Source organism: Streptomyces spiroverticillatus (genome assembly GCA_014650415.1).
Taxonomy (GTDB): Bacteria; Actinomycetota; Actinomycetes; order Streptomycetales; family Streptomycetaceae; genus Streptomyces; species Streptomyces spiroverticillatus.
The window spans coordinates 273,452-286,529 of sequence record BMUX01000002.1; the positions used below are offsets into that span (position 1 = coordinate 273,452).

A 13,078-nucleotide genomic window follows, 5' to 3' on the forward strand; every position below is an offset into this window, starting at 1 on the left:
AGGGATGGACCACGACCCGACAGCGGGCCTGCGGGACCTGTTCGAGGCTGTGCACGGTGGCGAGGACGACGCTGTGGTGCGGCTGCTCCGGGCAGGCGTCCCCGCGGAGGCCACGGACACCGACGGAACCACGGCCCTCTATGCGGCGGCGGTCAACGACCGCCCGGGGGCGGTGCGTTCGCTGCTCGCGGCGGGCGCGGACCCGGACCGCCCGTGCGGCCCCGAGGGCGGCGACCTGCCACTGTGCGCGGCGGCGGTCGGCGGCCACACCGAGGTCGTACGGGCGCTGCTGGCGGCCGGGGCCCGCCCCGACCTGCGCGAGGACTACGGCTTCACCGCGCTGACCTGGGCGGCGGGCCGCGGCCACGCGGAGACGGTGGAGGAACTCCTCACGCGCGGCGCCGACCCCGACCTCCCGGGCCCCGGCGGCGAGTCGGCCCTGGTCCTGGCCGCGCGGCGCGGCTCCCCGGCGACGGTGCGGGCGCTGCTGCGGCACCGGGCGGCGGACCGGAAGGCGGCACTCGCGGAGGCGCGAGGGTGGCTGGAAAGTGACGTGGAGCACACGGTGAGGCGACGGTTGCAACAGATGTACAGGGTGCGCGAGGGCGACGCGTTCGCGGCGCGCAGCGTGGTGGAGGAGGGCGGCACGACGCTGGTGGTGGAGCTGCTGCGGGACGGCATACCGGTGGCGTCCGACGAGCAGCAGACGGCGCACGCGGCCGTGGTCACGCGCCTGGAGTGCGTACTCGGCGTGCACACGCCGGTCGCGGAACTGGCGGAGCGGGCGGTGCGCTCCGGCGACCCGGAGGGCAACGACTGGCGGGAGGCGGTGGCGGCGCTGTGGCAACGGGCGGACGGGGAGACGTTCCGGGCGGCGGCGACGTGGTGCGCGGAGGCCCCCACTTCCTCCGGCTTCCTCCACCAAACTTTCGCAGCGGACGTGCTGGCGAGGGTGGGAACCAGTGGGACGGCGGTCCCCCTGCTGCGCTCGCTCGCCTCGCGCGAGGGCCCGGCGCACCTGACGCGCGCGGCGGTGCGGGCGCTGGGGCGGCACGGGGATGCGGCGGGGCTGCCGGAGGTGCTGGGGCACGCGGGACACGCGGATGCGGGGATACGGGAGAGGGTGGCGAGGGCGCTGGGGCGGCTGGGACTCGGGGAGGCTTCGACGACCGCCCTCATCACGCTGGCGCGGGACGGGGACCTCGGGGTGCGCGGGGCGGCGGTGGAGGCGTTGGCCCGGGCGGCGCTCAACGGCCTGACGACCGACCCGGTACGGGAGGCCTTGGCAGCACAGGTCGGCGACGGCGCCCCTTCAGGGGCGCGGGGAACTGCGCGCCCAGCCACAACGAACCCGCACATGCCGGGGTCCGGGCCCCGCCCGGGGAACGGTGGAAGGGCGGGTAGGGGACCGGCGCCGCAGGCAACCGCACCCACGCCCTGGCGGGACACGGAGCGGACGGATCTGGCGGAGGCAGGGGCAGGGGCTGAGCCAGAGGCAAGCCCCACCCTGCCCCCGCTCTCCCCCACCCACCCCGCCTACGCCGAAGCGGCCCGAGGTCTGGCCGCCTGCCAGGACCCCCGGGCCGCCACCGCCCTGTGGCGCGTGCTGGCGGACGGAGTCCCCGACTCCCCCGCCCACCGCATCGCCCGCGACGCGCTCGCCCTCGTACAGGACGAGACCCTCAGGCGACGCCTGGAGTGGACGACGCCGCGTCTCCGGTAGCCGCGCCCGCGACGCCCGCCGCGATGTCGTTGACCGCAGCCCAGCTGAACGCCATCGCGGGCCCGATCGTCGCCCCCGGCCCGGGGTACGTCTCCCCCATGACCGCCGCCGAACAGTTCCCGGACGCGTACAGCCCCTCGATCACGGAGCCGTCCTCGCGCAGCACACGCGCCTCGGTGTCGGTCACCAGACCGCCCTTGGTGCCGATGTCGCCGGGGTGGACGGGGATCGCGTAGAACGGCCCCTTCTCCAGCGGGGCGAGGTTCGGGTTCGGCAGCGTCGGGTCGCCGTAGTAACGGTCGTAGACGCTGTCCCCGCGCCCGAAGTCCTCGTCCTTGCCGGCATCGGCGAAGCGGTTGAACTTCCGGACCGCCGAGGGCAGTTGCGGCGCCTCGATGAGCGTGGCGAGCTGCTCGATCGTCGCGGCCTGCTTCAGGAACCCGGTCTGCGTCCAGGACTTGGGGAAGGGCTGGCCCGGGAAGAGGCCGGCGAAGAGGTACCGGGACTTGGAGCGGGCGTCCAGGATCAGCCAGGACGGGACGGTCGTCGCGTCCGGCCGGTCCGCCTCGTACATCGCGTCGACGAACTGGTGGTACGGGGCCGCCTCGTTGGCGTACCGCTCCCCCGCCGCGTTGACGATGACCATGCCCGGAATGCCACGGTCCGCGACCAGGAAGAAGGAGTTCTCGCCCGGCGGACAGACGGACGGCGCACCCCACACCTTGTCCAGCAGGTCGGTCGCCGCGCCCAGTTCCTCACCGAGCCGCAGCGCGTCGCCGACCTGCCCCTCGGAGGCGTGCGTCCAGGCGCTGGAGGTGGGTGCCGGAAGGTGCTTCTCCCGCAGTTCCTGGTTGTGCGAGAAGCCGCCGGAGGCCAGGACGACACCGCCCTTGGCCCGTACGGAGACCTCCTTGCCGTCGCGGGTGACGCGCACGCCGGTGATCCGGCCGCCGTCCTCGTCGCGTACGAGAGCGGTCAGCGGGGCCGACAGCCACAGGTCCGCGCCGTGCTTGTCCAGCGACAAACGCAGCCGGGCGATCAACGCCTCGCCGAGCGAGAGCAGCTTCTTGCCGGTGACCAGCGCCTTCGCGGCCCGCGCACCGACACGGACGGAGGCCTTCCGGCCGGCCCAGGTGCGGCTGATCATGTTGACGTAGCGGAAGTCGTACGAGGTGATGGTGAGCCCGTACGTGGGCAGGCCCGCGCGGCGCATGTCGGCGGCGAGCGGCCCGAGCTTCTTCAGGTCGGCGATGCGGGGCTCGATGGAGCGGCCCTGCGCCATGCCGCCCATGGCCTCGGGGTAGTAGTCCGAGTAGCCGGGGGTGTACATGAACTGCACGTCGGTGCGGTCGTGGAACTCCTTGACCATGCGCGGCCCGTGGTCGAGGTAGGCCTCCTTGCGGTCCTCGGATATCCGGTCGCCGACGGTGGCGTCGAGGTAGGCGCGGGCCTTCTCGCGGGTGTCGCCGAGGCCCGCCTCGTCGAGGTGGAAGTTGGTGGGCACCCAGATCGCGCCGCCGGACAGGGCGGTGGAGCCGCCGTACTTGTCGGTCTTCTCCACGACGAGGGCGCTCAGGCCGCGCAGCCGGGCGGTGAGGGCGGCTGCCATTCCGGCGGCGCCGGACCCGACCACGACGACGTCGTAGGTGTGGTCCCAGTGCGGGGAGGCGGTCGACGGAGAATCGGTCATGTGAACACTCCGGTGGCGTAGTCACTGCGGAAGTAGAGCAGGGGCGATCCGTCGGGGCGCGCGTCCAGGTCGAGGACGCGGGCGGTGATCACGTAATGATCACCCGCCTCGTGGACGGCGTACAGCTCACAATCGACCGTGGCCAGCGCGTTCTTGATGCGGACCGCGTCGTTTTGGGTGCGTTCCCAGGCAACCCCGGCGAACTTGTCGGCGCCTCGCCGGCCGAGGGCGGCGCAGGTGTCGGCCTGGTCGTCGGCGAGGATGCTCACGCCGAAGCGGCGGGCCCGCTCGACCTTGGGCCAACTGCTGGAGTTCTTCCCGACGCAGAGCAGGACCAGCGGCGGGTCGAGGGAGAGCGAGGCGAAGGACTGGCAGGCGAGACCCACCGGGTCGCCGCCCTCGTCGAGGGCGGCGACGACGGTGATGCCGCTGGCGAAACGTCCCAGCACGTCGCGGAAGCGGGCGGGGTCGACGGGGGTGTCCGTCCCGGCAGCAGCCTCCGTCCCGGCAGGGCGGTCGGGTTCACCCGAAGGGGTGAGGGTGGCCGGGAACTCCCCTGCGGCTCCCGGCCGTTCTTCCCGTACGAGGTGATCAGCGGAGGGTTGGCCCGTCAGCCGTTCCACTGGTGGCCCCAGAAGCTGTCCGAAGTCATTTCCTTCGCCACCCAGTCGGCGGGGTCGACGATCAGTCCGTCCCAGCCGTACTCGACCTGGAAGCCACCCGGCGCCTGGGCGTAGAAGGAGACCATGTGGTCGTTCGAGTGACGGCCCAGAGAGGAGGCGATCGGCACTCCGGCCTTCTGCATGCGGTCCAGGCAGTAACCGACGTCGTCGAGGGTTTCCAGCTCGACCATGAAGTGCACGATGCCGGGCGGCAGCGCGCCCGGGTAGAGGCCCAGGCTGTGGTGGCGGCGGTTGGGGCTGAGGAAGTGCATCGTGTAGAAGTCCTCGCCGGGCTTGCCCGTGGGCACGGCGACGGGCGGCAGCTTCATCGAGTCGCGCAGCTGGAAGCCGAGGACGTTCTCGTAGAACGCCAGGGTCTCCTCGGTGTCCGGTGCGGGGACCACGACGTGCCCGAGCCCGAGGTTGCCGGCCTTCGGGGTCGAGGTGACGAAGCGGTTGCCGTACGGGGTGCCGAGCGGGCTGTGGTCCTGGGCCTGGCCCCAGAAGATCTCCAGCGGGTTGCCGCTGGGGTCCTGGAGGTGGATGAGGCCCTGGACGCGGCGCTCGGCGAGGGTGGCGGCGTCGGCCTGCTTGACGACGACTCCGGCGGCCTCCAGTTCGGCGGCGGTGGCGGCGAGCGCGGCGGCACTGGCGACCTCGAAGCCGGCGGCGAGGAGCCGGTCGGTCTCACCGGCGACGATCTGAAAGCGGTGGATGCGGTCGTCGATGCGCAGGTTCAGCTGCTGCTCGGTGGAGCCTTCGGCCTCGACCATGCCGAGGATGTCGAGGGTGTAGGTGCGCCACTCGTCGAGCTTGGTGGTTTCGAGGCGCAGGTAGCCAAGAGCGCGGATGTCCATGGTCGGTTCCTTAGGAAAGGGGGCCGGACAAGTCCCTCCGGCGAGGGAGAATCCAGCCCCTCCGGCGGGGAAAGACCAGCCCCTCCGGCGGTTGAGGAGCGGGGGTCCGGGGGCGGCGCCCCCGGCAGTGACACCAGCCGGGCACGGTGCGGCACGGGCCAACCCGTACCGCACAGCGCCCGAGCGCCTCAGTGGCGGAAGAAGTCGATCGCCAGGCGGTTGAACTCGTCGGCCTGCTCGCGCTGCGCCCAGTGGCCGCAGTGCGGGAAGACGTGCAGGCGGGCGTTGGGGATGGCCTTGAGGGCGACCAGTGCGCCGTCGAGGGGGTTGACCCGGTCCTCCCGGCCCCAGGTCAGCAGCGTGGGCTGTCCGATGCGGTGGGCCTCGCGCCAGAGCATGGTGTCCTCGGGCCACTTGGCGAAGGAGGCGCCCATGCGGGCGTTGCCGAGAGCGGCCTCCGGGTCGGTGGCCTGGGCGTACCGCTCGTCGATCAGCTCGTCGGTGACGATCGCCGGGTCGAAGGCGAGGGTGGTCAGGAAGGTCTTCATCTGCTCGCGCGTCGGCGTGGCCGCCGTGCTGAACTCGAAGAGCCGCTTGATGCCCTCGGTCGGGTCGGCGTGGAAAAGGTTGATGGAGACGCCGCCGGGGCCCATGAGGAGCAGCTTGGCGACCTTGTCCGGGTGGTTGAGGGCCATCCGGGTGGAGGTGCCGCCGCCGAGGGAGTTGCCGATGAAGTGGGCCTGGGCGATGCCCAGTTCGTCCATCAGGGCGGCCACGGCGTCGGCCGCGTAGGAGAAGAAGTCCTTGTCGAGCTCCGGCTTGTCGGACTTGCCGTAGCAGGGCTGGTCGACGAGGAGAGTACGGAAGTGCTCGGCGAAGACGGGCAGGTTGGCGCCGAAGTTGGACCAGCCGGAGGCGCCGGGGCCGCCGCCGTGCAGCATGATCACGACGGGGGTGTCCGGGGTCGCGTCGGCGGGGGCGGCCTCGTGGTAGTGCAGGGTGAGGCCGCCGGCCTTGGCGGTGCGGGACGAGGACTCGTACGTAATGTCGGCGTTGCTCACAGCATCGTGTCCTGGATGTCGAGGCCGAGGGCGCCCTGGCCGAAGAGGACGAGCGCGCGCTCGGGGTCGTTGGCGGCGTGGCCGCGGCCGGTGTGGGCGTCGCGCCAGGCGCGCTGGACGACGTTGGTGGCCTTGTTGCGCATGGCGCTGCCGCCCGCGTTCTCCATCAGCAGGTCGACGGCGGCCACCGAGCGCTCGGTGGCCAGCACCTGGTCGCGGCGGGCGCGGGTGCGCAGCTCCATCGGGAGTTCCTCGCCGCGTACGGCCAGGTCGTACAAGTCGCTGATGTTGCGCTCCAGTTGGAGCCAGCAGGCGTCGATGTCGCTGGCGGCGCGGGCGATGCGGACCTGCGCGAAGGGGTCCTCGGCGACCTGCTGGCCGTAGGAGATCCGGAAGCGCTCGCGGGTGGCGGAGACGTACGCCTCGTAGGCGCCCTCGGCAATGCCGACGATCGGGGTGGAGATGGTGGTGGTGAAGACGGAGGCGTACGGGAGCTTGTAGAGCGGCTCCGGGTTGACCTCCTGGCCGGGGGTCTTCAGCGCGGTGACCGGGCCGAAGCTCAGGGCGCGGTGCTCGGGGACGAACACGTCCTCGCAGACGATGTCGTTCGAACCGGAGCCGCGCAGACCGACCGTGTCCCACACGTCGTTGATCGTGTAGTCGGTACGCGGAATCAGAAAGGTCCGCATGTCGACGGGCCGGCCCTCGGCGTCCTTGATCATGCCGCCGAGCAGGGCCCAGTCGGCGTGGTCGCAGCCGGAGGAGAAGTGCCAGGCGCCGGTGACCTTGAAGCCGCCCTCGACGGGGGTGACCGTGCAGGTCGGCGCGTACGACGAGCAGATGCGCGTGCTCGGGTCCTCGCCCCACACCTCGTCCTGGGCGCGGACGTCGTAGAGGGCGACGTGCCAGGGGTGGACACCGACGACCGAGGAGACCCAGCCGGTGGAGCCGCAGGCCTTGGCGATCTCCTTGACGGCGGAGTAGAAGGCCGCGGGGTGCGCGGCGAAGCCGCCGTACCGCTTCGGCTGGAGGAGGCGGAAGAAGCCGGTGGCCTCCAGCTCCTTGATGCTGGCCTCGGGGACCTTGCGCGCCGCCTCGGCCTCCGCGGCGCGCTCGCGCAGCGTCGGGGCCAGTGCGCGGACCGCTGCGAGAACTTCGAGGACTGCTTCGTCACCCATGCGTGTCGCCTCTCGGGAAGTGCGGGATCGAGTGGAGTGGCCAGAACGTACGCCGCGGGGTTCGGGCACGAAATACCGGGTTCCCACTGAGCGGGAAGGGGGCCGGGAGGTGGCTCCGGGGGCGTCCGGAGGGACCTCCGCGGGGACCTCAGCCGGGACCTCCGCGGGATCCGGCGCACCCCCGAAACGTATTCCGAAAAGAAATACCTCAGTACGACCTCTTCCCCCCGAAGCGACCCCCGTGACAGGGTCGCCCCAAGGCCGCCCGCACGTCCGCAATGTCGCGGATGCGTACCGCACACAGGGGTTCCTCTGATGACTGATCTCATGCCGGAGCAGACGACGCTCGCCGAGATGATGACACGTGCCACTACTGGGCACTCGCCGCAGGGCCACCCGACCCCCGAACAGCCCCTCTCCCTCCTGGAGAAGGCCGCGAAGGTGCTCGGCGCGTTCGACGGGGCCCAGCCGAGGCTCTCCCTCACGGAGGTCGTACGGCGCTCGGGCATCCCGCGCTCGTCGGCGCACCGCATCCTGGACCAACTGGTGGGCCTGCGCTGGCTGGACCGGGAGGGCCGGGACTACCGGATGGGCATGCGGATGCTGGAGCTGGGGGCGCTGGCCTCCCACCACAACCGGCTGCGCCGGGCCGCACTGCCCCGGCTGCACGCCTTGCACGAGCAGACGGGCCATCTGGTCCATTTGTCGGTGTTGGACGGCACCGAGGTGGTCTACCTGGAGCGGATCGGCGGCCTGGACGACACGAGCGTCCCCTCGCGGGTGGGCGGCCGGATGCCGGCGTATTGCACGGCGGCGGGCAAGGCGGTCCTCGCCTTCAGCGAGCCGGACGCGGCGGAACACGTGATCGCGGCGGGGTTGCGTCCCCGGACGCCCTCGACGCTGGTCCGACCGGCGTCCCTGCGCCAGGAGTTGGCGGCTGCGCGCGACCGGGGCCTGGCCTTCGACCGGGAGGAGGCCTTCCGGGGTGTGGCGTGCGTGGCGGCTCCGCTGAGGGGAGCGGGCCGGGCGGTGGCGGCGATCTCGGTGTCCTGCAAGGGGGGCGCGACGGCTCACCGCGAGCTGGAGCGGCTGGCCCCTGCGGTCCTGGCGTGCTCGCGGGCGGTGTGGCGGGAGCTGTACGGGCCGGGGCGGGCCAGGACGCGGGCGGCGTCGGCGGCGCCGGTCCTGCCGGCCGTGCCGGAGCACAGGATGTCGGAGCAGGCGATGGACAACATGATGGGGTGGCTGGGGCGGAGCGAGTGGATGTAGGCGGGTGAGCCTTGCCCCGGTGCCGGGGTGGGCCGGGGGCCATCGGGTCTTGCCGGTGCCGGTGGGTGCGGGCAGGGGGCGGAACCGGGGTGGCCCGGTATCGGGCGAGCCGCCCCCTTGCCCGCCCGTCCCGCCCCCGGGGGGCGGCCCCGCCGCCCAAGGGGACGAAGGAGGAGGGGAGGGCCCCGCACAAACCCCCCTCCCCCCTACTCGTACGTGACCTCCACCCGCGCACTCAACGGCACGGCCTGGCAGGCCAGCACATACCCCTCCGCCAGATCCTCCTCGTCCAGCACGTCATTGCGCAGCATCTTCACCTCACCCGAGACGACCCGGCAGCAGCACGCGCTGCACGCCCCCTCCCGGCAGGAGAACGGCGCGTCGATCCCCGCCGCCAGCATCGCGTCGAGCAGCGGAACGTCCTCCGCCCACCCCACCTCGTGCTCCTCGCCGTCCAGCGAGACCCCGGCCACGAAGGACCCGTCCGAAGCGACCTCGACCGGCGCACGGTCGAAGACGTCGTCGGCCAGCGAGAAGTACTTCTCCCGGTGCACGACCCGCGCCCCGGCCCCCCGCAGCGCCTCCTCCGCCGCGTCCATCAACGGCGCCGGCCCGCACAGATACGCGTCCCGCCCTGCGTACGCGGCCAGCGCCGCCCCGAGCATCCGCGCCGTGGGCAGCCCCTGGAGCGACTCCAGCCAGTGCACGACCGCCAGCCGCCCCGGGTAGGCCTCGGCCAGCCCCCACAGCTCGTCCCGGAAGATCACGGACCCCTGGTCGCGGTTCGCGTACAGAAGAACGACGTTCCCCCGCCCGGCGGTCAGCACGGACTTGAGGATGGACATGCACGGTGTGATCCCGCTGCCCCCGGCGACCAGGACCACGTCACGGTCCAGGTCGCCCGGGGTGAAGGTGCCGGCGGGCGCGAGCACCTCCAGCTCGTCGCCCGCCGCCACCTCCTCGCAGACCCAGCCGGAGCCGAGCCCGCCGGCCACCCTCTTCACCGTGACCTTCATGGGCTCCCCGGTGTGCGGGGAGCTCGCCAGGGAGTAGCACCGGGCGGCACCGCCCGGGACGCGCACCGTGAGGAACTGTCCCGGGGTGTAAGGAAGTTGTGCGTTCAGCACGAGCGACACGGCGTCGTCCGTCTCCCGTACGACCTCCGCGACCCGCACCTTCACGGACCCACTCATGCGCCGCCCACCTCCAGCAGCCCGGAGGCGACGGCGGCATCGATGGAGTCCCTCAGTTCCCCGCAGGACCGCACCCGGGCGCTCAGCTCCCCGGCCGCGACCTTCTCCCGGATGCGCGGGCAGACCTCCGCGGCCTCATCGGTCCACTGCACCTGCGTATGCGCAGGACTGAACTTCTCGCACAGGACCTGATTCCCGCAGGCCCCGCACTCCACAGCACGCATCACGAACCGGACCCCGCAGCGATCTGAGCCTCCGCCGCCTTCCGCGCCGCGATGTTCGCCTCGGCCTCGGCCCGCCACGCCTCGTTGGCCCGGGTGGTGTCGATCTCGAACTCGAAGCGCCGGACCATCTCGTCCTTGACGTCGGCCGCGTCCACGTAGAACTGCTCGTACCAGCGCCGCAGTTGATAGACCGGCCCGTCCTCCTCGGTCAGCAGCGGGTTGTCGATCCGGGTCTTGTTCTTCCAGATCTCGACGTCCTGCTCGAAGCCGACGGCCAGCCCCTCGGAGGTGGCCTGCGCCGCCTGCTCGGCCTGCTCGTCCGTCATGCCGGGGAGCTTCTTGACGATCGCCCCGTACATGAGCATGAAGCTGTTCTCGTCGATGGGGTAGTGGCAGTTGATGAGCACGGACTCCATCTCCAGCCCGCCACCGACGTCCGCCCACAGCTTGTCGATCATGTACGACGGCCCGTAGTACGAGGCGTCGGACCGCAGCCCGCCGGAGGCCGACAGCGTCCCCAGGTCGATGTCCGGCCGCGGCGACGACTCCATGTACTGGGTCGCGACGTGCCCGTCGAAGACGTTCTTGAAGTATTCGGGGAACGCGTAGTGCACGTAGTAGAAGTGCGCCATGTCCACGACGTTGTCGACAATTTCCCGGCAGTTGGAGTTGTCGACCCGCAGGTAGTGCCAGGACCAGTCGCTCCACTCACCGGCGTCGGGGCCGTGGATGCCCTCGATCTCGGGGATGGTGACGTCGTCGGTGGGCTTGGAGCCCTCCGGGTCGTTCCACACGTACAGCTGCTTGTTGCGCTCCAGCGTCGGCCAGGCGCGGGTCTTGGCGCGCGGGGGGACGCGGCGGGCGTACGGGATTCCGGCGCACTTGCCGTTGCCGGACCAGCGCCAGTCGTGGAAGGGGCAGGCCACCGCGTTGCCCTTGACGGTGCCGTGGGCGAGGTTGCCGCCCATGTGCGGACAGTAGGCGTTGAGGACGTGGAGTTCGCCGTCGTCCTCGCCCTGGAAGACGACGAGCTTGGTGCCGAAGGCCTGTATCTCGTGCGGCTTGCCGTCCCGGAAGGATTCGGCCAGCCCCAGGCAGTGCCAGCCGCGCGCGAAACGGGTGGGCAGCGCGGCGGCCTCGATGACGCGGACGTCTTCTTCGTTCTGCGACATGGGCTGCGGCGACACGTCGGGCTGAACGGACATGGTTCTCCCCCTACTTGATGATCGCGTGCTGCGACTGGCTGGATTCTGCTGCAAGTTCAAGTGCGATGTCGATCAATTGGTCCTCCTGGCCGCCGACGAGCCTGCGCTCGCCCGCGCGGAGGAGAATCTGGGCCCCGGAGACGCCGTAGCGCTCGGCCTGCCGGTAGGCGTGCTTGAGGAAGCTGGAGTAGACCCCGGCGTGGCCCATCATCAGCGACATGCGGTCGAGCAGGCACTCGTCGTCCATGACGGGCCGGACGACGTCCTCGGCCGCGTCGATGATCTTGAGTACGTCGACGCCGGTACGGATCCCCATCTTCTGGCAGACGGCCGCGAAGGCTTCCACCGGAGTGTTACCGGCACCCGCCCCCAACCGCCGCGTAGAACCGTCGATTTGAAGCGCCCCGGCACGCACCGCCGCGACCGAGTTCCCGACCCCGAGCCCGAGGTTCTCGTGCCCGTGGAACCCGACCTGGGCGTCGTCCCCCAGCTCGGCCACGAGCGCCGCGACCCGATCCGTCACGTCGTCCATGACCATCGCACCGGCCGAGTCCACGACGTACACGCACTGGCAACCGGCATCGGCCATGATCCGCGCCTGCTTGGCGAGGTTCTCGGGCGTGGTCGAGTGGGCCATCATCAAGAAGCCCACCGTCTCCAGCCCCATCTCCCGCGCCAGCCCGAAGTGCTGGACGGAGATGTCGGCCTCGGTGCAGTGCGTGGCGATGCGGCACACGGAACCGCCGTTCCCGTGAGCGGCCCGGATGTCGTCCTTCACCCCCAGCCCCGGCAGCATCAGGAAGGCGATCTTCGCCTGCTTCGCCGTGTCGACGGCGATCTTGATGAGCTCCTGCTCGGGCGTCTTGGAGAACCCGTAGTTGAAGGACGACCCCCCGAGCCCGTCCCCGTGCGTGACCTCGATGACGGGCACACCGGCCCCGTCGAGGGCGCCGACGATGTTCCGTACGTCCTCGCCCGTGAACTGGTGGCGCTTGGCGTGCGAGCCGTCGCGCAGGGAGGAGTCGGTGATGCGGATGTCGAGGGCGTCGGAGTACGTTCCGCGCGCGCTCGGCGTGTAGGTCCGTACGCTGCTCATGCCTGCATCCCCTTCGCGAACTCCTCGCCGACCTTGGTGGCGGCGGCGGTCATGATGTCCAGATTTCCTGCGTACGGCGGCAGGAAGTCGCCGGCGCCCTCGACCTCCAGGAAGATCGCGACGCGCGCCATCCCCCCGTTCATCGCGGACGGCTCGTCGAACTGCGGTTCCGTACGCAGCCGATAGCCGGGCACGTACGCCGCCACGTCCTCCGCGACCTGCTTCACGGACGCGATGATCGCCTCGCGGTCGGCGTCCTCCGGAATGGCGCAGAAGACGGTGTCGCGCATGATGACCGGCGGATCGGCGGGGTTGAGGATGATGATCGCCTTGCCGCGCCGGGCACCGCCGATCTCCTCGATGCCGCGCGAGGTGGTCCGGGTGAACTCGTCGATGTTGGCCCGGGTCCCGGGCCCTGCCGACACGGACGCGACCGAGGCGACGATCTCCGCGTACGCGACAGGCACGACCCGCGAGACGGCGTACACCATCGGGATCGTCGCCTGACCACCACACGTGATCATGTTGACGTTGTCCTCGTCCAGGTGCGCGGTGAGGTTCGCGGGCGGCACCACGGCGGGACCGACGGCAGCGGGCGTCAAGTCGACTGCCTTGATGCCGAGTTCGCGGTAGCGCGGGGCGTTGGCCCGGTGGACGTACGCGCTGGTCGCCTCGAAGACGATGTCCGGCTTCTCGTCCTGGGAGAGGAGCCAGTCCACCCCTTCATGACTGGCCTCGACACCCAACTTCCGTGCGCGCGCGAGCCCTTCACTCGCCGGGTCGACGCCGATCATCCACCGTGGCTCGATGTGCGCGGACCGCTGGAGCTTGTAGAGCAGGTCGGTGCCGATGTTGCCGGAGCCGACGATGGCGGCGGTGGCTTTCCTGACAGGGTCTGCGTGCTTCATCGCGTACGTACC

At 71.2% G+C, this 13,078-nt stretch carries 12 protein-coding genes; 2 read left to right on the forward strand and 10 right to left on the reverse strand.

Annotated features, from left to right (window positions below; genetic code table 11):
- Nucleotides 1–4: 4 nt before the first annotated feature.
- Complete coding sequence (locus IE269_RS05570; protein WP_189821610.1) at nucleotides 5–1,723, forward strand: ankyrin repeat domain-containing protein; 1,719 nt, start codon at nucleotides 5–7, stop codon at nucleotides 1,721–1,723.
- Here the strand turns inward: IE269_RS05570 and IE269_RS05575 are convergent.
- The 5 genes from IE269_RS05575 to hsaA all read right to left on the reverse strand — a co-directional run bounded on the left by IE269_RS05575 (nucleotide 1,683) and on the right by hsaA (nucleotide 7,171).
- Nucleotides 1,683–3,413, reverse strand: coding sequence for an FAD-dependent oxidoreductase (locus tag IE269_RS05575; protein WP_189821611.1), 1,731 nt, complete (start codon nucleotides 3,411–3,413; stop codon nucleotides 1,683–1,685). The genes IE269_RS05570 and IE269_RS05575 overlap by 41 nt on opposite strands.
- A complete protein-coding gene (locus IE269_RS05580; protein ID WP_229897843.1) occupies nucleotides 3,410–4,036 on the reverse strand; it encodes a flavin reductase family protein in 627 nt (208 codons plus the stop codon). Before IE269_RS05580 ends, IE269_RS05575 begins: the two co-directional genes overlap by 4 nt.
- The gene (locus tag IE269_RS05585; protein WP_189821612.1) at nucleotides 4,024–4,932 is read right to left on the reverse strand and encodes a VOC family protein; all 909 of its coding nucleotides are present in this window, start codon (nucleotides 4,930–4,932) and stop codon (nucleotides 4,024–4,026) included. The genes IE269_RS05580 and IE269_RS05585 overlap by 13 nt, the downstream gene beginning before the upstream one ends.
- A 188-nt stretch (nucleotides 4,933–5,120) precedes the next feature.
- Nucleotides 5,121–5,993 carry a 4,5:9,10-diseco-3-hydroxy-5,9,17-trioxoandrosta-1(10),2-diene-4-oate hydrolase gene (gene hsaD / locus IE269_RS05590; protein ID WP_229897842.1) on the reverse strand — a complete coding sequence of 291 codons (873 nt, stop codon included), beginning with the start codon at nucleotides 5,991–5,993 and terminating at the stop codon, nucleotides 5,121–5,123.
- Nucleotides 5,990–7,171, reverse strand: coding sequence for a 3-hydroxy-9,10-secoandrosta-1,3,5(10)-triene-9,17-dione monooxygenase oxygenase subunit (gene hsaA / locus IE269_RS05595; RefSeq protein ID WP_189821613.1), 1,182 nt, complete (start codon nucleotides 7,169–7,171; stop codon nucleotides 5,990–5,992). The genes hsaD and hsaA overlap by 4 nt, the downstream gene beginning before the upstream one ends.
- Nucleotides 7,172–7,486: 315 nt before the next feature.
- Between hsaA and IE269_RS05600 the strand changes: the two genes are divergently transcribed.
- A complete protein-coding gene (locus IE269_RS05600) occupies nucleotides 7,487–8,440 on the forward strand; it encodes an IclR family transcriptional regulator (protein ID WP_229897841.1) in 954 nt (317 codons plus the stop codon).
- A gap of 206 nt (nucleotides 8,441–8,646) precedes the next feature.
- On the opposite strand, the gene IE269_RS05605 is transcribed toward IE269_RS05600, so the two are convergent.
- The 5 genes from IE269_RS05605 to IE269_RS05625 form a co-directional block, all read right to left on the reverse strand.
- On the reverse strand, nucleotides 8,647–9,633 hold the full coding sequence (locus IE269_RS05605; RefSeq protein ID WP_189821614.1) for a ferredoxin--NADP reductase: 987 nt from the start codon (nucleotides 9,631–9,633) through the stop codon (nucleotides 8,647–8,649).
- Nucleotides 9,630–9,785: a hypothetical protein gene (locus IE269_RS05610; RefSeq protein ID WP_229897840.1), complete on the reverse strand. Its 156-nt coding sequence runs from the start codon at nucleotides 9,783–9,785 to the stop codon at nucleotides 9,630–9,632. The genes IE269_RS05605 and IE269_RS05610 overlap by 4 nt, the downstream gene beginning before the upstream one ends.
- Nucleotides 9,786–9,856: 71 nt before the next feature.
- The gene (locus IE269_RS05615) at nucleotides 9,857–11,062 is read right to left on the reverse strand and encodes a 3-ketosteroid-9-alpha-monooxygenase, oxygenase component (protein WP_438817570.1); all 1,206 of its coding nucleotides are present in this window, start codon (nucleotides 11,060–11,062) and stop codon (nucleotides 9,857–9,859) included.
- Between the two features lie 10 nt (nucleotides 11,063–11,072).
- A complete protein-coding gene (gene dmpG, locus IE269_RS05620) occupies nucleotides 11,073–12,158 on the reverse strand; it encodes a 4-hydroxy-2-oxovalerate aldolase (RefSeq protein ID WP_189821616.1) in 1,086 nt (361 codons plus the stop codon).
- Nucleotides 12,155–13,066, reverse strand: a complete 912-nt coding sequence (locus IE269_RS05625; protein WP_189821617.1) for an acetaldehyde dehydrogenase (acetylating) — start codon at nucleotides 13,064–13,066, stop codon at nucleotides 12,155–12,157. The genes dmpG and IE269_RS05625 overlap by 4 nt, the downstream gene beginning before the upstream one ends.
- Nucleotides 13,067–13,078 lie beyond the last annotated feature (12 nt).